Annotated in this window: 20 protein-coding genes; 11 read left to right on the forward strand and 9 right to left on the reverse strand. The window is 36.9% G+C overall.

What is annotated here, in order from left to right; all coding sequences use genetic code 11:
- Positions 1-88 precede the first annotated feature (88 nt).
- The 3 genes from FJR04_RS11170 to FJR04_RS11180 form a co-directional block, all read right to left on the reverse strand.
- A complete protein-coding gene (locus FJR04_RS11170; RefSeq protein ID WP_168494596.1) occupies positions 89-490 on the reverse strand; it encodes a hypothetical protein in 402 nt (133 codons plus the stop codon).
- Positions 454-786, reverse strand: a complete 333-nt coding sequence (locus tag FJR04_RS11175; RefSeq protein ID WP_027401341.1) for a hypothetical protein — start codon at positions 784-786, stop codon at positions 454-456. The genes FJR04_RS11170 and FJR04_RS11175 overlap by 37 nt, the downstream gene beginning before the upstream one ends.
- A 125-nt stretch (positions 787-911) precedes the next feature.
- Positions 912-3,068: a polyribonucleotide nucleotidyltransferase gene (locus FJR04_RS11180; protein WP_168494598.1), complete on the reverse strand. Its 2,157-nt coding sequence runs from the start codon at positions 3,066-3,068 to the stop codon at positions 912-914.
- Positions 3,069-3,764: 696 nt separating this feature from the next.
- On the opposite strand from FJR04_RS11180, the gene FJR04_RS11185 reads away from it, so the two are divergent.
- From FJR04_RS11185 to FJR04_RS11205, 5 genes are all read left to right on the forward strand, one after another.
- Complete coding sequence (locus FJR04_RS11185) at positions 3,765-4,181, forward strand: XisH family protein (protein WP_168494600.1); 417 nt, start codon at positions 3,765-3,767, stop codon at positions 4,179-4,181.
- Positions 4,169-4,504, forward strand: a complete 336-nt coding sequence (locus FJR04_RS11190) for a XisI protein (RefSeq protein WP_168494602.1) — start codon at positions 4,169-4,171, stop codon at positions 4,502-4,504. The genes FJR04_RS11185 and FJR04_RS11190 overlap by 13 nt, the downstream gene beginning before the upstream one ends.
- 426 nt (positions 4,505-4,930) lie before the next feature.
- Complete coding sequence (locus FJR04_RS11195) at positions 4,931-8,122, forward strand: DEAD/DEAH box helicase (protein WP_168494603.1); 3,192 nt, start codon at positions 4,931-4,933, stop codon at positions 8,120-8,122.
- 73 nt (positions 8,123-8,195) lie between these two features.
- The gene (locus FJR04_RS11200; RefSeq protein ID WP_168494667.1) at positions 8,196-9,110 is read left to right on the forward strand and encodes a DUF4351 domain-containing protein; all 915 of its coding nucleotides are present in this window, start codon (positions 8,196-8,198) and stop codon (positions 9,108-9,110) included.
- Positions 9,111-9,113: 3 nt separating this feature from the next.
- Entirely contained in the window at positions 9,114-9,950 is an 837-nt protein-coding gene (locus tag FJR04_RS11205) for an SWIM zinc finger family protein (protein ID WP_168494605.1), read from the forward strand.
- A 123-nt stretch (positions 9,951-10,073) separates the two neighbouring features.
- Here FJR04_RS11205 and FJR04_RS11210 read toward each other — a convergent pair whose 3' ends face one another.
- Positions 10,074-10,721 (reverse strand): hypothetical protein, encoded by a 648-nt coding sequence (locus FJR04_RS11210; protein ID WP_168494607.1) that lies wholly within the window; start codon positions 10,719-10,721, stop codon positions 10,074-10,076.
- A gap of 166 nt (positions 10,722-10,887) precedes the next feature.
- Positions 10,888-11,535 carry a sigma-70 family RNA polymerase sigma factor gene (locus FJR04_RS11215; protein ID WP_168494609.1) on the reverse strand — a complete coding sequence of 216 codons (648 nt, stop codon included), beginning with the start codon at positions 11,533-11,535 and terminating at the stop codon, positions 10,888-10,890.
- 603 nt (positions 11,536-12,138) lie between these two features.
- Between FJR04_RS11215 and FJR04_RS11220 the strand changes: the two genes are divergently transcribed.
- Positions 12,139-12,369 (forward strand): hypothetical protein, encoded by a 231-nt coding sequence (locus FJR04_RS11220; RefSeq protein ID WP_168494611.1) that lies wholly within the window; start codon positions 12,139-12,141, stop codon positions 12,367-12,369.
- A gap of 570 nt (positions 12,370-12,939) precedes the next feature.
- Positions 12,940-13,158: a hypothetical protein gene (locus FJR04_RS11225; protein ID WP_168494613.1), complete on the forward strand. Its 219-nt coding sequence runs from the start codon at positions 12,940-12,942 to the stop codon at positions 13,156-13,158.
- Between the two features lie 232 nt (positions 13,159-13,390).
- Here the strand turns inward: FJR04_RS11225 and FJR04_RS11230 are convergent, their stop codons facing one another.
- Entirely contained in the window at positions 13,391-14,098 is a 708-nt protein-coding gene (locus tag FJR04_RS11230; RefSeq protein WP_168494615.1) for a Uma2 family endonuclease, read from the reverse strand.
- Between the two features lie 108 nt (positions 14,099-14,206).
- Here FJR04_RS11230 and FJR04_RS11235 point away from each other — a divergent pair, with 108 nt between their 5' ends.
- From FJR04_RS11235 to FJR04_RS11250, 4 genes are all read left to right on the forward strand, one after another.
- Positions 14,207-14,398, forward strand: coding sequence for a DUF2862 domain-containing protein (locus tag FJR04_RS11235; protein ID WP_168494617.1), 192 nt, complete (start codon positions 14,207-14,209; stop codon positions 14,396-14,398).
- An 86-nt stretch (positions 14,399-14,484) separates the two neighbouring features.
- Positions 14,485-15,585 carry an ArsA family ATPase gene (locus tag FJR04_RS11240; protein WP_168494619.1) on the forward strand — a complete coding sequence of 367 codons (1,101 nt, stop codon included), beginning with the start codon at positions 14,485-14,487 and terminating at the stop codon, positions 15,583-15,585.
- Positions 15,586-15,647: 62 nt separating this feature from the next.
- Positions 15,648-16,682, forward strand: a complete 1,035-nt coding sequence (gene chlG, locus FJR04_RS11245) for a chlorophyll synthase ChlG (protein ID WP_168494621.1) — start codon at positions 15,648-15,650, stop codon at positions 16,680-16,682.
- Positions 16,683-16,951: 269 nt separating this feature from the next.
- Positions 16,952-17,221, forward strand: coding sequence for a hypothetical protein (locus FJR04_RS11250; protein WP_168494669.1), 270 nt, complete (start codon positions 16,952-16,954; stop codon positions 17,219-17,221).
- A 67-nt stretch (positions 17,222-17,288) separates the two neighbouring features.
- Here the strand turns inward: FJR04_RS11250 and FJR04_RS11255 are convergent, their stop codons facing one another.
- The 3 genes from FJR04_RS11255 to FJR04_RS11265 all read right to left on the reverse strand — a co-directional run bounded on the left by FJR04_RS11255 (position 17,289) and on the right by FJR04_RS11265 (position 20,604).
- Positions 17,289-18,245 (reverse strand): alcohol dehydrogenase catalytic domain-containing protein, encoded by a 957-nt coding sequence (locus FJR04_RS11255; RefSeq protein WP_168494623.1) that lies wholly within the window; start codon positions 18,243-18,245, stop codon positions 17,289-17,291.
- A gap of 18 nt (positions 18,246-18,263) precedes the next feature.
- On the reverse strand, positions 18,264-19,073 hold the full coding sequence (locus FJR04_RS11260) for an inositol monophosphatase family protein (protein ID WP_168494625.1): 810 nt from the start codon (positions 19,071-19,073) through the stop codon (positions 18,264-18,266).
- 97 nt (positions 19,074-19,170) lie between these two features.
- Positions 19,171-20,604, reverse strand: a complete 1,434-nt coding sequence (locus FJR04_RS11265; RefSeq protein WP_168494627.1) for a BCD family MFS transporter — start codon at positions 20,602-20,604, stop codon at positions 19,171-19,173.
- Positions 20,605-20,618 lie beyond the last annotated feature (14 nt).

Here is a 20,618-nt window from a genome sequence, read left to right on the forward strand (position 1 = left end):
CACCGCACCACCTTTGACTGCATTCACCTAACTCCACACTCGATGCTTGCCCAAAAGCTGAGTTACCCAGATTTCTATGCAGATTAAATCAGAGGGAAATATCAAGATTAGTTTTTACCCAATCTACAAAATCTACAAATGTCATTTCTTCAGTTAAAAATAGCTGATTTTTATCATCTTGATGTAAATGAGGAATATATTCATTTGCGTATTGTTTACCAATACGACCATATTTCAAACGAATAGCACGAGGATCGGGACTATTATCAAAACCAGCTTCAACCCAATCACCTCGCAAAACATAGTATCTATATTTTCTTAGTTCATCACTGAATAATTCTGTAATTAAAATCCGATATTCTCCATACTGTCCTTCTAAACGCAGGATGGAACGTTTTGGAGTAGTATCTATTGTATAATTAACTTGCTGAAAATTAACTTCAGCGATTTTTACTATGTCAGTAAAATAGTCTGTAATTTTTGTATCCAATCTTCAACTCCTTGATGACAGAATTCCCAGTCAGCTAAATCAATCTCCCATGTTTTACTTACTAAATTTTCTACTTGTTTGATAAAGTCTTCATCTTCATATATTTGCTGACAAAATGTAGAATAATCTAGCTGATATTTTTCTTGATACTTAATATCTCGTTGACGAAGTTCGGCAATTTTTAAGGCTATCTTATCAAGAGTATATTGTTTAAGAGCCAAATCCATTGATTCTTGTAAATCTCCTAGTGCAGATAAAACTTCAATGTATTCATCTTTAATTGATACTGTTACCATAATCTTTACCTATTTTGTATATAAAATCCTACTGAAATCACCGTAGCGATGCCTACTAGCCAGGCATCGCGGATTTTAGATTTGTGATTTATCCGTAATCTAAAATCTAAAATCCAGCAAGCGATTTAACGGTTTACTGCTGCTGCTTCCCGTGCTGCTGCCGCTTGATCTGGGTGAATACCTAAGCGTGTTAGGTTAATTCGACCCTTATTGTCAATTTCTCGCACTTTGACAATCACCTCATCACCAACAGCTACTTCATCTTCAACCTTGCCAACTCTGTAGTCAGCGAGTTGAGAAATGTGAATCATCCCTTCTTTACCGGGCAAGAATTCCACAAAAGCACCAATAGGTATAATCCGAGTCACACGACCGATGTAAACATCTCCTTCATGGAGCTTACGAGTCATGCCCTGAACGATGTTCCGCGCTCTCTTGGCCTTATTTTCATCAACTGCGGAAATGGTAACAGTACCATCGTCTTGGATGTCAATTTTTGCACCAGTCTCTTCAGTAATACCCTTAATGGTTTTACCACCAGGTCCAATAACCAGACCAATCATGTCAGGATCAATCTTGATCGTTAACAAGCGTGGGGCATAGGGTGAAGTTTCTTCTCTGGGTGTGTCAATAGTCTGGAGCATTTTTTCCAGAATATGTAACCGCGCAGGTTTGGCTTGGTTGACAGCTTGGGCAATTACTTCTAAAGGCAAACCAGATATTTTCATATCCATTTGCAAAGCGGTAATTCCAGTATCTGTACCGGCAACTTTGAAATCCATGTCACCTAAGAAGTCTTCAATGCCTTGAATGTCGGTAAGGATTCGCACTTCGTCCCCTTCCTTAATCAAGCCCATTGCTGCACCACTCACAGGTTTGAGAATGGGGACTCCGGCATCCATCAGGGACAGGCTAGAACCACAAACTGAACCCATTGAAGTCGAGCCGTTAGAAGAAAGCACTTCCGAGACTACGCGAATTACGTAGGGGAATTTGTCTTTGGGTGGTAATACAGGTAACAATGCCCGTTCTGCTAATGCACCATGTCCGATTTCTCGTCTACCAGGGGCGCGTAATGGTTTGGTTTCGCCTACGGAGAAGGGAGGGAAATTATAGTGATGCAGGTAACGTTTGGTTTGTTCTAGTTGCAAGTCATCGTTGAGGTTTTGGGCATCTCCAGGAGTCCCAAGGGTACAAATTGAAAGTACCTGGGTGAGTCCTCGGTTGAATAAGCCGCTTCCATGTACTCGTTTGGGTATAATCCCAACCCGACACGATATAGGACGAACTTCATCAAGTTTACGACCGTCAACACGCACATCATCTTCAACAATTTGGAGGCGCATGAAGTATTTGGTAATGCTTTTGAAGGTATTACCCAGGGCTTTAGAGTTTGCTGTAGCAGCCATGCGAATCGGATCTTCTTCCGATAAAGCAGCGATTTCAGCAGAGATACTATCTTTAACTGCATCTAAAGCAATATCACGATCAGTTTTAGTTAACTCAAATTGCGCCAAGATTTTCTTAATCTCATCACTAGCGCGATCGCGGATATAGTTTTCTAAAGTTTGATCTACTGCCGGTGGTGCTTCTTGCACAAGTTTTAGACCTAGTTCATCCAGCAAATCTAGCTGGGCTTGAATTAAATCCCGGACTGCTTCATAGCCAAAATCAATCGCCTCGATAATATCTCTTTCTGGCAACTGATTTGCACCAGCTTCCACCATGATCACTCCATCTGGTGAACCGGCGACAATTAAATCCAAATCCCCCGCTTCAATTTCTGCGTAGGTAGGATTAATAATAAAATCATCACCCACTAAACCAACCCGAACTGCGGCCATTGGTCCATTAAAAGGGATTTGGGCAATCAAGGTAGCAATTGAAGCACCCGTTACTGCTAATACATCGGGGGGAACTTGCTCATCCATTGACATAGTTAATGCCACAACTTGCAAATCATCCCGCAACCATGAAGGGAATAAAGGACGGAGTGGACGGTCAATCAGACGACTGGTAAGAATTGCCTTTTCCGGTGGACGACCTTCCCGGCGCATAATTCCTCCCGGAATTCTTCCCGCTGCATACAATCTTTCTTCGTAATCTACGGTCAGTGGCAAAAAATCAATGCCTTCCCGCGCTGCTGACCTGGTAGCTGTCACTAAAACAGTTGTATCGCCTGATTGTATCAAAACCGACCCACCTGCTTGGGGGGCTAGTAGGCCAACCGTTAGTCGAATATCCCGTCCATCAAAGGATATTGACTTTTCAAATTCTGCCATTCAGTTTTTTTCCCTTCTCTTACGCTATTCTCACTCTGTGGCAATCCTAACATTTATGGACTCTAGACGGCTTCTGTAACGAATAAACATAAAACAAAATTCCTGAAGTTACCCTGACAACAGGCTTCATATCTGGGTTTTTCATCTAAGTTCTATTTTTGCTGAACCATGTTAATAATATTAAATCAATCAATTAAGATGCAATTAACTGTATAATGATTCCCAAAAATTGTCCGATGCTTTACTCTGTCATTAAAAAGGAATGATAAAAAAACTTATGTCATTTTCTTGACAACTCTTTTCTAAGTCCTGGATCATAAATTCTTGTTTTGTTGACAAAAAAGAAAAGTATTCATCTGTTATATTAAAATATTTCAGAGCAGTATTTCTTCCCTATTGCCTTCAGAAACAACCGGATGGGAGATATGTAGTTCTTAATAGGCGATACAAGCCACTGGGTTTTAATACCAGAGAACATATAGAGTATGAAGACTATCCTATTTGTGTTAAATTGAAAGGTATAGGTTCAGCAACGGCAGCAAAACTATCTTGGAATTGTGATTCAAATACAGACATAATTTATCTGTACAACGATGATTGTTTTCCAACAAAAAGTTCGGAAGATATGCAAAATTATCTTAAACGCTTAGAGATATTAGCAAAACTTAAAGTTGATTCGTGAGGTAATAGTAATTAGTGTCTGCAAAAGATATATTTCACGACGCAGTAAAGAAAGCTTTACAAAAAGAGCAGTGGGTGATTACAGATGATCCACTAAAATTTAAATTTGGCAACGTCAAATTCAATATAGATTTAGGTGCTGAGAAATTAATTGCGGCTGAAAGAGAAAGTGAGAAAATAGCAGTAGAAATCAAAAGTTTTATTAATCCTTCCGCTATTACAGACTTTTATGCTGCTTTAGGTCAGTTTCTCAGCTATCGTCTGGCTTTAGAAGCTCTTGAACCAGATCGTATACTATATATGGCAATTCCATTGGAAGTTTATCGAACCTTTTTTCAGCTTGAGTTTACACAAGTCGCACTAAAAAGATATCAAGTGTTACTAGTAGTATATGAACCAGATAATGAGGTGATTGTAGAATGGATAACATAGCCAAATATCGAGAATATATTCAAAGATTACTCACAGATTACGCCAAGGATGATATTTGCACCAACGAAGTAGATGTTGAACTCATCTTTGATACAGAACGCGACCATTACCAGTGGATGAATGTTGGTTGGGAACATTTAAATCGCGTTTATATGACGGTGATTCACTTCGATATTAAAAACGGCAAAATTTGGTTACAACAGAATTTAACAGAAGAAAATCCCGCCGAAGATTTAGTAAAAATGGGTGTTCCTAGAGAAGATATCGTGTTGGGTTTACATCCTCCTTATAAACGTCCATATACAGATTATGGAAGGGCTTAGAGAATGCGGTTGTACCATCTTTTCCAACCAACCGATAAACCGCAAACTCAACCGGGGTAAAAGATGACGAAAATTAATTAAATAGGGGTCATCTTCATCTTGTAATTGATCTATTTCTGTTGATTTAATCCCTATAAGTTAATATTTGTTGCTAACCAAGTAATTCTACCACCTTCGCGGTTGCGTCCTAGTTCTCTAATAAGCTGATAGCCTTGTTCTTGGAAGCTGCTCATATTTCTAAGAAAGAATAAGTATAATAGTGTATTTTGATTTTACTATAAGTAGGGGTAGTTAAAAATCAGGCTGTAAAAGTTTTGGTTCAGGCTAAGGTTTGTTACTATTTAAGTTGGAGGGACAGATTCAGGATCTTCCGCTCTAGTTTAAGATGCGACATAAGAATCCAAGAAATAATTAGTATATTTAAACATGGCAACTTTACACGGAACTTGGGTAATAAATCATCAAACTAGCTATTTCTTTATTTGGGGAGAAACTTGGCGTTCTTCACAGGTACATACTGAAGTGTCTGCTGAGATTCCTTTACATCCATTGGCTATGACATCAGGGGAATTAAATGAATGGTTAGAAGCATCTAATTTATCAATTGCTAATTTAATTCAGCCTGCTACTAATAGTAAACAAAGAGTTAAAACTAAATCAGCAACCGAAACAAAATTACCTCTTCATTCACAAATAGTTTCTTTACCAACTAATTTTTTAGAAAATAATAAATCAAAACAAATAGCTATTTCTCCAGCACATTCTGTCAGCGTTGGTATAGACTCCCCCTCTTCACAATACTTACATCCTTGGAAAATTAATGGTTTTTGTCTTCCTCCAGCATTAGCAATTAAATTTCTTTCATCTTTACCCCTAAGTGAAACTGATAGTAAAACAGCTTTATTAGGAGCAGATATTCGTTTTTGGGTACATATCTACCGCTGGCATTTAGATTTAATTTCTCGTTGTAAATTTTTACCAACAATTGAAAAACAAGATAGTAATTTAATAGCGAAGTGGCAGGTAATTTTAGATAGTGCTGTAGATGTCACCAGGTTAGAAAAATTCGCCTCACAAATACCATTAGCTTGTCGCACATATCAACAAAATACCGAAAATATAGCAACTGATTTACCATTAGCACCTCAAGAAATAATATTATCATTTCTCAACATAATTACAGATCATCAATTGCGGTTAATAATTGGTTCTCAATCTCCCCTTGAACCAAGAATGATGATGTCTTTACCAATTGCATTACAGCAATGGTTACAAGGATTAATTAATGCAAATAATACAATTGATGTAACAGGAGGAGAACGTCTAGAAGCCACATTAAAAGCTTGGACTTTACCACTACAATATCAACTTACAGGCAAAGCATTATTTAGAACTTGTTTTCAATTACTTCCTCCAGAAAATGAAGAACCAAATTGGATTTTAAAATATTTTCTTCAAGCCGCAGATAATCCAGAATTTTTAATAGACGCAGCCACAATTTGGCATCAACCTGTAGAAAAATTAGTCTATCAAAATCGTACAATTGAACAACCCCAAGAAACATTTTTGCGAGGTTTGGGTTTAGCTTCTCGATTGTATCCCATAATTACACCCAGTTTAGAAAGTGAATCTCCCGAATTTTGTCACCTGACACCCATGCAAGCTTATGAATTTATCAAAGCTGTAACTTGGAGATTTGAAGATAGCGGTTTAGGGGTAATTTTACCTCCTAGTTTAGCTAATAGAGAAGGTTGGGCAAACCGCTTAGGTTTAAAAATTAGTGCCGAAACTCCGAAACAAAAATCTGGACGTTTGGGTTTACAAAGTTTATTAAACTTCCAATGGAAATTAGCAATTGGTGGACAAACAATTTCTAAAACTGAATTTGATAAACTGGTAAAATTAAATAGTCCTTTGGTAGAAATTAACGGTGAATGGGTAGAATTGCGTCCTCAAGATATTAAAACTGCTCAAACCTTTTTTACTTCCCGCAAAGAAGAAATGTCACTTTCCTTAGAAGATGCTTTACGCATTAGTAAAGGAGACACCCAAGTAATTGAAAAATTACCTGTTGTCAGTTTTGAAGCTTCTGGTGCATTAGAAGAATTAATAGGGGCATTAACTAATAATCAAGAAATTCAACCTTTAACTACACCTCAAAGTTTTAGAGGAGAATTACGTCCTTATCAAGAAAGAGGTGCGGGTTGGTTAGCTTTTCTAGAACGTTGGGGTTTAGGTGCTTGTCTTGCAGACGATATGGGATTAGGTAAAACGATCCAATTCATCGCTTTTTTGCTTCATCTCAAAGAAGAAAATGTATTAGAAAAACCAACTTTATTAGTTTGTCCAACTTCGGTTATGGGCAATTGGCAAAAAGAAGTAAAGAAATTTGCCCCGACGCTCAAAGTTTTAGAATATCACGGTGATAAACGCCCCAAAGGTAAAGCATTTACAGAAGCTGTTAATAAACACGATTTAGTTATTACTAGCTATTCACTTATTCACCGGGATATTAAATTATTAAAAACAGTTGAATGGCAAATAATTGTTTTAGATGAAGCCCAAAATGTCAAAAATTCAGAAGCGAAACAATCACAAGCAGTCAGACAATTAGAAACAACGTTTCGGATTGCTTTAACAGGAACACCTGTAGAAAATAGATTACAAGAATTATGGTCTATTTTAGATTTCCTCAATCCTGGTTATTTAGGTAATAAACAATTTTTCCAAAGACGGTTTGCCATGCCGATTGAAAAGTATGGTGATGCTGCTTCTTTAAATCAATTACGTTCTTTAGTTCAACCTTTTATTTTGCGTCGGTTAAAAAGTGATAAAGATATTATTCAAGACTTACCAGATAAGCAAGAAATGACGGTTTTTTGTGGATTAACTTCCGAACAAGCTACACTATATCAACAATTAGTAGATGAATCTTTAGTAGAAATTGAATCTGCGGAAGGATTACAACGTCGGGGGATGATTTTAGGATTATTAGTGAAGCTAAAACAAATCTGTAATCATCCGTCTCAATATTTGAAATTAGCAACTTTAGAAAAACATAATTCAGCTAAATTACAACGACTAGAGGAAATGTTAGATGAGGTGATATCAGAAGGCGATCGCGCTTTAATTTTCACACAATTTGCTGAATGGGGTAAGTTACTCAAACCGCATTTAGAAAAACAACTAGGACGGGAAATATTCTTTTTATATGGAAGTACCACCAAAAAACAAAGAGAAGAAATGATTGATAGATTCCAACATGATCCCCAAGGACCACCAATTATGATTTTATCTTTAAAAGCTGGTGGCGTCGGCTTAAATTTAACTAGGGCAAATCATGTTTTTCACTTTGATAGATGGTGGAATCCCGCAGTCGAAAATCAAGCTACAGACCGAGTATTTAGAATTGGTCAAACCCGCAATGTTCAAGTTCATAAATTTGTCTGTACTGGAACTTTGGAAGAAAAAATTAATGACATGATTGAAAGTAAAAAACAACTAGCAGAACAAGTTGTAGGTGCGGGTGAAGATTGGTTGACAGAAATGGATACAGACCAACTTCGTAATTTATTAATATTAGATCGGAATGCAGTTATCGAAGAAGATGAAGTTTAAAAGATCACAAAGTAGTGACAATTACATTGCTGATGATGTATATTCCCTAGTAAATCCTAACTTAGATAACAAGATGAGAGAAAATATAGACCATGACCGCTTATTCAAAGAACTAATATCAACCTTTTTTATAGAATTTATAGAATTGTTCTTTCCTCAAGTTTTGGAATATATAGACCACGAATCAATTACATTCTTAGACAAAGAAATATTTACTGATGTCACCGTAGGAGACAAATATGAAACCGACTTGATAGCCAAAGTTAAATTTTTAGGTCAACCTTCTTATTTTGTGATTCATATTGAAGCAGAATCAGGTGCTAGACCAAAATTTAATCAAAGAATGTTTCGTTATTTTGCGAGATTAGATGAAAAATTGGACTTGCCAATATATCCGATAGTTATATTTTCCTACGACTCACCCAAAACCGTAGCCGTGAATAACTATCAAATCAACTTTCCTGATTTTGAAGTGCTAAAATTTAATTATCAAGTAGTGCAACTCAATCAACTCAACTGGCGAGACTTTTTAACCCGTCCAAATCCAGTTGCATCGGCTTTGATGTCAAAAATGAGCATAGCGCCAGAAGATAGGCCAAAAGTCAAAGCGGAATGTTTAAGGTTATTAGTCACCTTAAAATTAAATCCAGCCAAAATGCAATTAATATCAGGTTTTATTGACACATATCTGAGATTGAATAAGATAGAAAAAGAGAAATTTCAAACAGAAATAGGCACATTAATCAAAGAAGAAAAGGAGGAAGTTATGCAAATTGTCACCAGTTGGATGGAAGAAGGAATTGAAAGAGGAATTGAAAGAGAAAAAAATTTAATTCTTCGTCAAATTAATAGAAAATTTGGACAAATTAATCTAGAGTTGGAAACCAAAATTAGAAATTTAAATATAGAAATCATTGAAGCTTTAGCAGAGGCAATATTTGATTTAGATACTGTGGAAGATTTGCAAAATTGGTTAGATAATCTTTGATATATGAGTAATGAAACCTTACAAGCGAGTCGGGAATGGTGGTCACAAAGGTGGCTAGATTTACTGGATTCTTACCGATTTAAAAAGCGATTAGAACGGGCAAGAAATTATTCTCGACAGGGAAATGTTCTGAGTATTAAATTTAAAGGTGCAAAGGTATTAGCGAAGGTGCAGGGTAGTGAAATAGAACCTTATAAGGTTTCTCTCTCGCTTGATGCTTTTAGTGATGAAGAATGGGGTTATGTTGTGGAAACAATGTCCCAAAAGGCACTTTTTGCTGCTAAATTACTGGCAGGGGAAATGCCACAAAATATTGAAGACGTTTTTATCAGTAACGGTTTATCATTATTTCCATTTACTCTAGGTGATGTTCACAGTAAATGTTCTTGTCCTGATAAAGCAGTCCCTTGTAAACATATAGGTGCAGTATATTATCAATTAGGCGATCGCTTTAGTGAAGATCCTTTTGTATTATTTCAATTACGTGGACGTACCAAAGAGCAAATTATCAGCGATTTACGCCAATTACGCAGCACTAAAAATGTAGAAAATATCCAGGAAACAGCGGAAATTCAAGCAGAAATTTCTGAACATCAATATCCTGTTAAAATAGATGATTTTTGGCAATATAATGAGCCATTAGAATCGTCTTTAGTGGTAATTTCACCTGCTGTAAGTGAAACAGTATTAGACACATTAGGAACAATCCCTTTAGCAAAAGATGAGGAAAATACAACTAAATCACCAGCAAGTGAATTAGTGATGAAATATTTGCAAACAGTTTATCAAGATGTCAGTCAAAAAGCTTTCTTAGCAGCGATGAATGTGGGAGGAAGTTAGTCAAGTATTTGCTATTTTATTTTCATACAAATAGCAACAATTACATTTTAATTTAATACTTACTTATTGGTTCAGGGAGAAAGGCAAAGAAAAAACCTTTAACCTTTATCCAAATCAACTTAACTAATTATCAAATTTCAGGTCTTGCTCTAATTGCAATGCTTCATTTAATAATGAATTAGTAAAGTTAATACTTTTTAAGTAAGTTTCACAAGCTGCAACTGGTACTGTCAATATATCGCTCCAGTCTTGTTCTGCTTTGTGAAAACCTTGAATTTTTAAGCTATTTGCAGAAGATAAATCCCCACATATTATCCCTAATTCTTGGATTGGTGATATTATTAATAATTCATCAACTAACCCATAATAATAATCTCTAACTGTTAGCAAATAGTCATAAATATGACGTGATAATCTGTTACCAACTCGTCGAACTAAATTACAAGTTAGTGCGGGAATAATATGCCACGTTTCAGCTAAAAAATCTTGTTTTAATCCAGATATTTGCGAAGGAATTAGCAAATCAACATCACTAAGAAAATCTATTTCTTCTGATAGCAACATCACAGAAACAATCAGCCATTGATCATTTGTATCCATGAGTAATTCAGGTTCTTTAACAATCATTACATAACGTGGTGGTGAGTTGCCAGCTAAAAAATTTTGTGCTAAGAACGAGTAAAAAGTCTGTTGTTCTTCATCTGAGAACTTGAGGGGACTTTGTACTAAGCGACTCACTTCCCAAATTTCTCCGGGTTGTGGGGTTAACATATTACACCATTACCTACTTAAAATTTAGATTCACTCAAGTTTACACCCATATCTTTAGTTTCCCAACAGAAATGAGTGATCAACTGGCTTATATTATTTAACGTATGAACGCTTGCAAATATCAGGATTTTCTTTAATTTTGATGAGAAGGTGACATTGTATTAACTTACCATTGCTTTTTCGAGCGATCGTATTCTCTCTTTTGCTGACGAGTTTCTGGCAATTGATGCTTGACATCTTCAACTTTAAACAATTCTAATGACTCGGCAATCCGTGCTAAAAGTTCCTGCCATCGCTTGGATATTTCACTCTGACTAACTCTTAATTCACCAGCTAGTTGAGTCTGTGTTTTTCCATCAATTTTACCTTGCCATAATTTGAGATAATTTTGGCGCGGATAGCGTTGTTCTAGTTGATAAATTGCCTCGATCGCTTTAAAAATTAAATCTGCCCGTTCTGCTGCTTCTAAGATGTTAAATTCATCAGAAATAGTATCTAAGAGAGTGATATCTGTGCCAGGAATGTTGCAATCTAAACTTTGGCAGTTTCGCAGATTTTCTTGACGAATAAAATCAATGATCGCATATCGAGCTACAGTCGCAGCCCAGCGATAAAATTTTTCTAATCCTCCTTCTCTGAACTTTCCAGATTGAAGGCACTGGAAGACTTTTAAATGGGCAGTTTGAATAGCATCTTCCCAAGAGATACTTGTACCCCTAGTATATTTGCGAGCAATTTTTTCTAATCTCTGAAGATAGTTTGAGTCAAGGAAAATCTCTGAAGGATAAGACCATGATTTTTGAAATGGTAACATACAATACATCCTGGTTTAATAAGCTAATATTTAAAATTCGCAAATTACTGAATAAAAGGATTATTTTTGTGACAATTGGAGCGTAAATCAAACTTAATTAAATAACGCCATCACCAACAAATTTGTAAATTCAGTATTTATAGTTTTTTAAACTAAGGGGATATAAAGACTGTTAATTAACACCATATAAATTTATGGGTTTTAAACCAAATCTTTCTTCCCTAAATTTTTACCCTACACTGCATATCTCACAACAACCTCGTAGATGGGTTGCGGTTTCTTTCACGTTAGGGCTTGGTCATCATCAAATATTCAATCATTGCATTTAGCAAGATAATGCTTCACTGAATATTTTTCTTTCGATTCTTCCTATTTAAGTCCCAAGGCCAAGATAGCTAACATCGTCTAAACAGTAGAGATGATATTTATACTTTTTTTATTACTTCAGATAGAGGAAAAATATAAATTATATGATTATTCGGAAATGCGCTCCAAGAAATTTTCTAATTTCAGAATATTTTGCGTCGAGTATTCGTTATAGAAAGTAGGAACAGTTGATCATCTAGTTCATATTTACTCTTCTGTTAAGTAAGGAAAAACATCATGCAAGTTATCAAACACGCTAAATTGTTTAGCACAATCTCTGATGAAGACGCGGCTGATATTAATGGTGGAAATCTCTCATCTGCTGCGAATTATACTACTGTAGCTAAGGAATTTGGTATTGGAGGTTCTGATCTTCTGAACACTACATTACTGTTTACAATTGGCGCAATAAAAGTTGAAAAGTCAGGAGGTTCAGGCTCAGGTTCAGGCTCAGGTTCAGGTTCATGATCAGGAGAGTCTGGTGAGGAATAAGTAGGTAGATGCTAATCAACCCAACTATGTAACGAACTGTAAATTACCCAAAACTCTTGGGATTGCTGCGTTCCACTCCGTTCCACTCGCAATGACATAGTTATAAGTTTTCCCACCTACCTACTTAATCGTTTCGTTGCCTCTAGTTAGCTTGTTCATGAAATATGGAGAGATATGTGATCAAGTCTCTCCAACTAAGAATAAAGCGGATCTATGGTTACGCTAGGCAAGCTATCATCAAGAAACAGTATTAGTTGTTCAGTCCCTCTTTATCTCTAAAATAAATTAAGTTCTGTGGCAATATTGTAGAGTGGAGGAGACTGAATAATTACTTACTTTTCTAGCTATAAATTAGCGATCAATACCTATTATTCACTTTTTTTCATATTTTTGTTACTAGTACCGCAGGACGGAATTAACAATTAAAAAAGCTTTGCGTAGATTTTTAATTGTTGGGTTATTTATGCCGTTATGTACTAGTTGGAGAATATTGTGTATTGAGTGTTTTTTCTCCTTCTCAATTCTGTGAATTCAACAGAACATATTATGCAAATCATCACTCCCACAAATAAAGAACTGTTCAGCGACATCTCTAATCAAGAATCTGCTAACATTAATGGCGGTGGTCTGCTGACTGCGGCTGCATATATTATCGTTTCAGATCTCATTCCTCAATTAGCAGGTAGTCCTGAACAGGCAAATACAGCTTTGTTATTCACAATAAATGCCATACCAGGACCAGGAGGCAACTACAATAGTCCATAATATTGTCTATATAGGAATCTTTAACTCCAGAAAAAGTAAATATTTTGATTCACTTAAATATTAGCATTCACTTACGTATACTCCCCTGGCTGAACAAATCTTGCTTATTTGTTTCTCAGGGGATTTTTATGACTATTTTGATCTCTTTCTAATTCTGTCTCGGTTACTCCTAACCCTAAAGAAAAGACTTTTATGGCTGACGCTACGCTATCAGCAAGCCTTACATATTTGCTTACTTTAAACTATCAGGATCTATACCAAGCGATCGCAAATGTGCTGCCAAAATTTGTACTTTCTCTCTTTCATCTGCTAACTGCTGTTCCGCTGCAAGAGCTTGATTTTGGATCTTTGTAGCAGCTTCTTCTGGTGTTGGTACTAACTCACCTTCAGATGTAAAATAGCGGAGCTTACCATTAGCCACGCCTAAATATAAATTCAGGACTTTACTCCAAAGCAATCCCTGTTCATTGGCGATAATTTCTTGATATTGATTTCCTACGAGTTTAAACCCCACAAATTCTAAATTTTCGGGACTAAACCAAAAATATTCTGGGGTATGAAAGCGACTTTCATAGAGAACTTTTTTGAGATTGCGGTCAACTTTTGCTGTACTATCTGACAGTAATTCAATAATCAAATCGGGATAACGTCCGTCTTCTTCCCACACAACCCAAGAAGTGCGGGGACGTTTTTCTGTATCTTTGACTAAGAAGAAATCTGGACCCCTAAATTCTCGATTTTTTAACTGTTGACGACTAAAATAAATAGTTAGATTTGCACCAATAAAGAAATCATTTTGATCACGCCATAACCACTCCAAGCTAGTTACTAGCATTAGTAACTGCATATAATGTAAAGAACTTTCCATTTCCGGCTCATCACTTAACAACTGAGTCGCGTCGGGCATTTGTTGTTCTAGCTGTTGGGCTGTAACAAACATAAGAGTATACCTACTTGCTTACTGATTTAATTTTAAGCGATGAGCAATGAAAACTGAGTACCAGATTCCGCTACACTGAGATTTGGATTATTGCATTGTAACTAGATCATGGAAATTGGACAGAAGGTTAAAGTAATTCGTTTGCGCGATCGCGTATCCTCTACTATCGCTCAAAAACTTGGAAAAGTTGGTATTATCGAAGGCTACAAAGTCACTGACGGGGCTGGAATCGGTGTGGTGGTCAAGTTTGACGACAAATCCTCCACCTGGTTTTTTGAAGATGAAATCAAACCAGCTTAGTCAAAACAACTTATAGCAGAGGCTAAGAAGATTGGTTGAGTGCTAAGTTGTAATTGAAAAGATAGGTGATAATTGGAAATTGAGTAATGGCCTTGATACTGACATTTTTGGGCAAAAACGGCATAGCTCGCAGTAAAATAGCGATCGCCGCAGCCATTAGTTTGGCAACACAAGGCAAGCGGGTACTCCTAGCAGGACTAGCAGATCCAACATTGCCAATTCTACTCAATACTGCTCTGACTCCTGACCCCCAGGAAATCTCTCCCAATCTGCAAGCAGTACAGTTTCAAGCATCTGTACTGCTCGAACGTAACTGGGACGAAGTGAAAAAATTGGAGGCTCAATACCTCCGTACACCTATTTTTAAAGAGGTTTATGGGCAAGAACTGGTAGTATTACCAGGAATGGACAACGCCCTGGCTCTCAATGCTATTCGTGAATATGATGCCAGTGGCAAATATGACGCGATTATCTATGATGGTACAGGTGACGCTTCTAGCTTGCGAATGTTGGGAATGCCAGAATCTTTAAGTTGGTATGTTCGACGATTCCGGCAATTGTTTGTTAACTCCGATTTAGGGAAAACAATTACAGAATCTCCCTTTCTTCAACCTTTAATTGGTAGTCTTTTCAATGTGAATTGGACTGCTGATAATTTTGCCCAACCTACTAACCAAGTTAATAATTTTCTTGAAGAAGGTAAAGCTGCTTTAGCTAATCCCCAGCGTGTTGCCGCTTTTTTGGTGACAACTTCAGATCCCATTGATGTTGCAAATTCCCGCTATTTGTGGGGAAGCGCCCAACAAATTGGTTTAACTATTGGTGGAGCAATCTTAGTTGCTGGTGGAGAAAATACCAGTTTATCTGAGGAATTTGCACCTCTACCTGTGAGCATAGTTCCTGATGTCTCCAATGGTGAATGGCAACCTCTCATAGATGCTTTACCCAACTTTGTTGAGCAAGCATTACAAGCTAACCAACCAATTGAAATTGACGTACATAATCGCCAAGTACGCTTATTTTTACCTGGTTTTGATAAAAAGCAAGTCAAACTCACCCAGTACGGTCCAGAAGTCACAGTAGAAGCCGGAGATCAAAGACGTAATATCTTCCTCCCCCCGGCTCTCAGTGGTAAACCTGTTACTGGTGCAAAGTTTCAAAATAGTTATTTGATAATTTCGTTTTAGGTGATTGGTAATTGGCAATTATCAATTGTCAATTATCAATTGTCAATTATCCATTACACCTTATGCCTGAATCAACTCCCATTAATCCAAATCCGCAGCCTAATGAGGCTATAGAATCTACAAATCCAGAAGTTACAATCACAGAAGACCGCAATGCGAAAACTCGGCAATTGCTGGGAATGAAAGGTGCAAGTGCGGGAGAAACTTCTATTTGGAAAATTCGCTTGCAATTGATGAAACCGATTACCTGGATTCCCCTGATTTGGGGTGTAGTCTGCGGTGCGGCTTCTTCTGGAAACTATACCTGGACTTTAGAAAATGTTTTGAAGTCTGCTCTTTGTATGTTGCTTTCTGGTCCCTTGTTGACAGGTTATACCCAAACCATCAATGATTATTATGACCGGGAAATTGACGCGATTAATGAACCTTATCGTCCCATACCTTCTGGGAGAATTTCGGAAAAGCAAGTAATTAGTCAATTTGTGCTTTTACTATTACTAGGATATGGTGTAGCTTATACCTTAGATTTATGGGCAGGTCATCCAGTTCCTACTGTTTTGCTGTTGTCTGTTTTTGGTAGTTTCATTGCTTATATCTATTCTGCACCACCATTGAAATTAAAACAAAATGGTTGGTTAGGAAACTATGCTTTAGGTGCAAGTTATATTGCTTTACCTTGGTGGGCTGGCCATGCTTTATTTGGAGAATTGAATTGGAAAATTGTGATTCTGACACTATTTTACAGTTTAGCAGGTTTAGGGATTGCCATTGTCAATGATTTTAAGAGTGTGGAAGGCGATCGCCAATTAGGTTTACAATCATTACCAGTTATGTTTGGGATAAAAACTGCGGCTTTGATTTGTGTAGTCATGATTGACTTATTTCAAGGTTTGGTTGCAGGTTATTTGGTGAGTATTCATGAGAATTTATACGCAGCAATTCTCGTTTTATTAATCATTCCCCAAATCACTTTCCAGGATATGTATTTTCTCCGTGACCCCATAGCGAATGATGTCAAATATCAAGCTAGCGCCCAACCTTTTTTGGTATTGGGAATGTTGGTAACAGGTATTGCATTAGGTCATGCTGGGGTTTAAGTAAGAGGAAGGTTTCGCGCAAAGGCGCTAAGGAGCAAAGACGCAAAGGAAGAAATTCATTATTTTCTGGTTGTTGTCTAAATAGGTTAGGACTTATGCACAAGTCACGGAATAATGAACCACGAAGACACGAAGGAAAGAGAGTTTGAGAGATATTTTGCGTAAGTCCTATAGGTGAGACTTTTGTAATATATCTTTAGCTAGTGGTAATCAATGAGGGGTTAGGATTTATATTAATTTCTAACTCCTCTGTTGTATTAGTAATTGCCATGTTGAATTTTATATCTTTCCTAATTCAGGGAATACAACCATTTTTAGTGCCAATTTGCTTTGTTATAGCTTGGACTGTGATTATTCTGGTATTTTTGAATTTATGGGCAGCAACAAAAGCAACTGTGAAGACTGCTCAAAAAATGCACAAAGTCCCTTGTCATAATTGCCAATTTTTTACTAATAATTACCGTCTTAAATGTACGGTAAATCCTTATGTTGCGAATACAGAAGAAGCAATTGGTTGTAAAGATTATCAATCAAATTAATTATTATCTTCCTGTCAAAATCATCCTGAAAATCCTTAAATCCTGGATATCCTGATTCTGACAATTCTTACAAATTCATCTCTAACAAAATTTTTAAAACTCCTTTGGTTTTTGCCTTTTCAAAAGCTTCTAACCCTTGAGAAAGGGGATAATGAGCATGAATTAAAGATTGGATATCTACCTTTTCTGTTGCTAATAACTCCAACGCTGGAAGAAAGGGACCACAACGAGAACCAATTAGGGTAATTTCATCTACCACTAAAGAAGAAGCATCTAAACTGAGATTTCCCGCATAAGTGCTTTTTAAGATTAATGTCCCACGAGGACGTAAAGCCCGACGTGCAGTAGAGAATCCTTCGGGATTTCCTGTACAATCAACAGAGATATCAAAATATTTATCAATGACGCTATCAGCTAAACCAGTTTTAATTCCTCTGGCTGCTAAATGTTCTAATTTATCTTGATGTCTTCCTACTACTAATAATTCACAACCAGTTAAAGCTAAAGTTTGAGCTATTAATTGTCCTAATTTACCATCTCCTACTACTAATACTCGATCATTTTTACATATTTGCATTTGTTCTTGAATTTCTAATGCTGCGGCTATGGGTTCAGTAAAAGTTGCAGCTTCTGTAGAAACATTTTCGGGAACAATATGCAAATTTTCAATAGGTAAAGATAGATATTCTGCAAAAGCACCATTACGGTTAACAATACCTAAAACTGTGCGATTTTCGCAATGAGTTGGTTGTCCCCGAAGACAAAAGCGACAATAACCACAAGCAGCGTTAATTTCACCAACTACTCTTTGATTAATTAACTGTTCTGGACCTTTTTCCACCACACCAACAAACTCATGGCCGATAATGCCAGTATAGGGATAATAACCTTTAATTAATTCTAAATCAGTATTACAAATCCCCGCAGACAAAACCCGCACTAAAGCCTCTCCCGGTGGTGGTTCAGGAATAGGAATATCGGTGCGTAGTTGTAATTGATTATTTTCTAACCAAAGTCCTTTCATAATGTTGTCAATTGTTAGTTATGAAAATTTCATACTTTCTAGAAACGGTGTAAATACCGGAATCAAATCTGAATTACTTACAACCATTGTCGGAAAAGAGCGATCGCTGTAATCCATTCCCGGTGATAATGGAAAAGACTCAGAATTCAGAGATACCCATGTACCTCCAGCAGCTTGAACTATTACCCAAGCACCTGCAATATCCCATACCTTTGGTGTCGCTTCAATTCCTCCCAAAACTGCACCAGTTGCGACTGTAAGAAAGTTATAACTAGCAACTCCTAACATTCGCAATTTACAGGGAAAACCCGGTTGAATAATGCCGGTACTGCGAGAACAAAGATTAAAAAAGTGGTTTTTGCTGGGAGCATCACTACTTGTATGAATGGGGTGATGATTTAAAAATGCTCCCGTTGGTGTTGTTAAGCCTGATGAACCCGCCCAAAATCCATGAAATGCTTGATTTAATGGTGGCGCGTAAACGTAGCCAAAAATGGGTGTTCCTCGATAAAGTAAACCCAGAGAAATAGACCAAATCGGAATTCCTCTTGTAAAGTTGGTTGTACCATCTAAAGGATCAATAACCCAACACCATTCTTTATCAGGAAAAGTCTGGTCACTTTCTTCACTCAAAATACCGTAACCTGAGAAAGTAGAAACAATGGCATCTCGAATTTCTTGATCTGCCCATTTATCTGATTTTGTAACTAAACTACCATCAGCTTTTTGCGAAGCTTGGACTTGTCCAAAATCCTGCATTAATTGTTTTCCCACTCTGGTAGTGGTAGTTTCAGCAAAGTCTAAAATCGTATCCCAAAAATCGTTCATTTTTATTAGTCAGTTGTTAGTTGTCAGTTGTCAGTTGTCAGTTGTCAGTTGTTAGTTGTCAATTGTCAATTGTCAATTGTCAATTGTCAATTATTAATTAATCTAAATCACTTTCTAAAACAGAAGCTAAAGCTTGTTTAGTATTAGTTTGAAATTCTGTCACATTGACACGATTTAAAAACCAAATTGATATCAACATTCCTGTAGCTTCTAAAGCAAATACTAACCCATAGGCTAATACTAAATTATCTGGTAACAATCTGCGCCCTACATCTAAAAGAGTACCACCAATTACTGTGGCAATTCCTCTAGAAATAGACTGAGCAAGTCCCCAAGCACCAATAAATGTACCTGCGGCTTCAGCAATGGTTAAATCTAGCATTAAACTAACTGCTGCGGTGGTAACAAAACCAGTCGCTAAACCAAATAAAACTAAAGTTGATTTGAGGACAGATGGATTTGCAGAAAATCCTGAAAACCCCAGTAATAAAGCCGCAAATGCCACTAAAATACAACCTAGCTTGATAGTTCTGCGTTTACCTAACCGGGGAACAATGAAAAAACCTGTAACACCATAGGAAATTAATATACCTGTACCATAAAAAACGTTGAGTTTGGTACTTTCCGCTAAAGGCATATTAAAGACTTGTCCCGCATAAGGTTCTAAAATAGGATCTTGCATAAACAAGCTAATAGTCATCACTAATAAAAAAGTGAAAAATAAACCTGTTTGCGGACTAGCTGTTAAGATTTTCCAAGCACCTCTTAAAGTAATACTATCTTCTCTATTTCCCACATTGGAACGATTAAAGAACCGAGAATATTTTTTTTCAACTCCCACAGTTGCGACAATTGCTAAACAAAAAACTATTCCGGGAACAATTTGAAATAATTTATTAATTGCTGCTTGTAAAGTTTCTAGGGGTGCGTCTGTGGTTAATTGCTGCAATAAGCTAGAACTAATAATTGCTCCAACTATAATCCCTACCATCAACATTGACCAAACAATACCAACAACTTGAGAACGGTTGTCTTCTTCGGAGATATCAACTAATAAAGCTGCAAATGTAGTACCACTAGCACAAATTGCTAATCCATAAACTGCGAAAACTAAACCTAAAACTGCTGTCCAACCAATTGTTTGGGTAGTCCATACCCAAGTATCTCCAATATTAGCGGCATTTAACTGCCACATTACTTGTACCGCTAAAAAGGCAGCGATCGCAAATATTCCTGCTCCTACCCATACATAAGCTGTACGATGATAACCTAACAAGGGTTTAGAATCGGACATTTGTCCAAACAAAATCCGCGTTGGGGCTACAAATGAAGGTAATGCTAACACCAAAGCCACCAATGTCGCGGGAATTGCGATTTCCTGAATCATGACTCGGTTCAGTACCCCCAAAGTCAAGATAGACATCATACTCAACCCCATTTGAAACAATCCTAGCCGGAACATGGTGAAAATGTTGACTTTTGGTAGAGTTAGAGATTGATTTGGGGTATCAAATGTATCGTCAATTGCCATAGTTACTTGTTCGT

The organism is Anabaena sp. UHCC 0204, assembly GCF_009711975.1.
In the GTDB taxonomy this organism is placed as follows: domain Bacteria; phylum Cyanobacteriota; class Cyanobacteriia; order Cyanobacteriales; family Nostocaceae; genus Dolichospermum.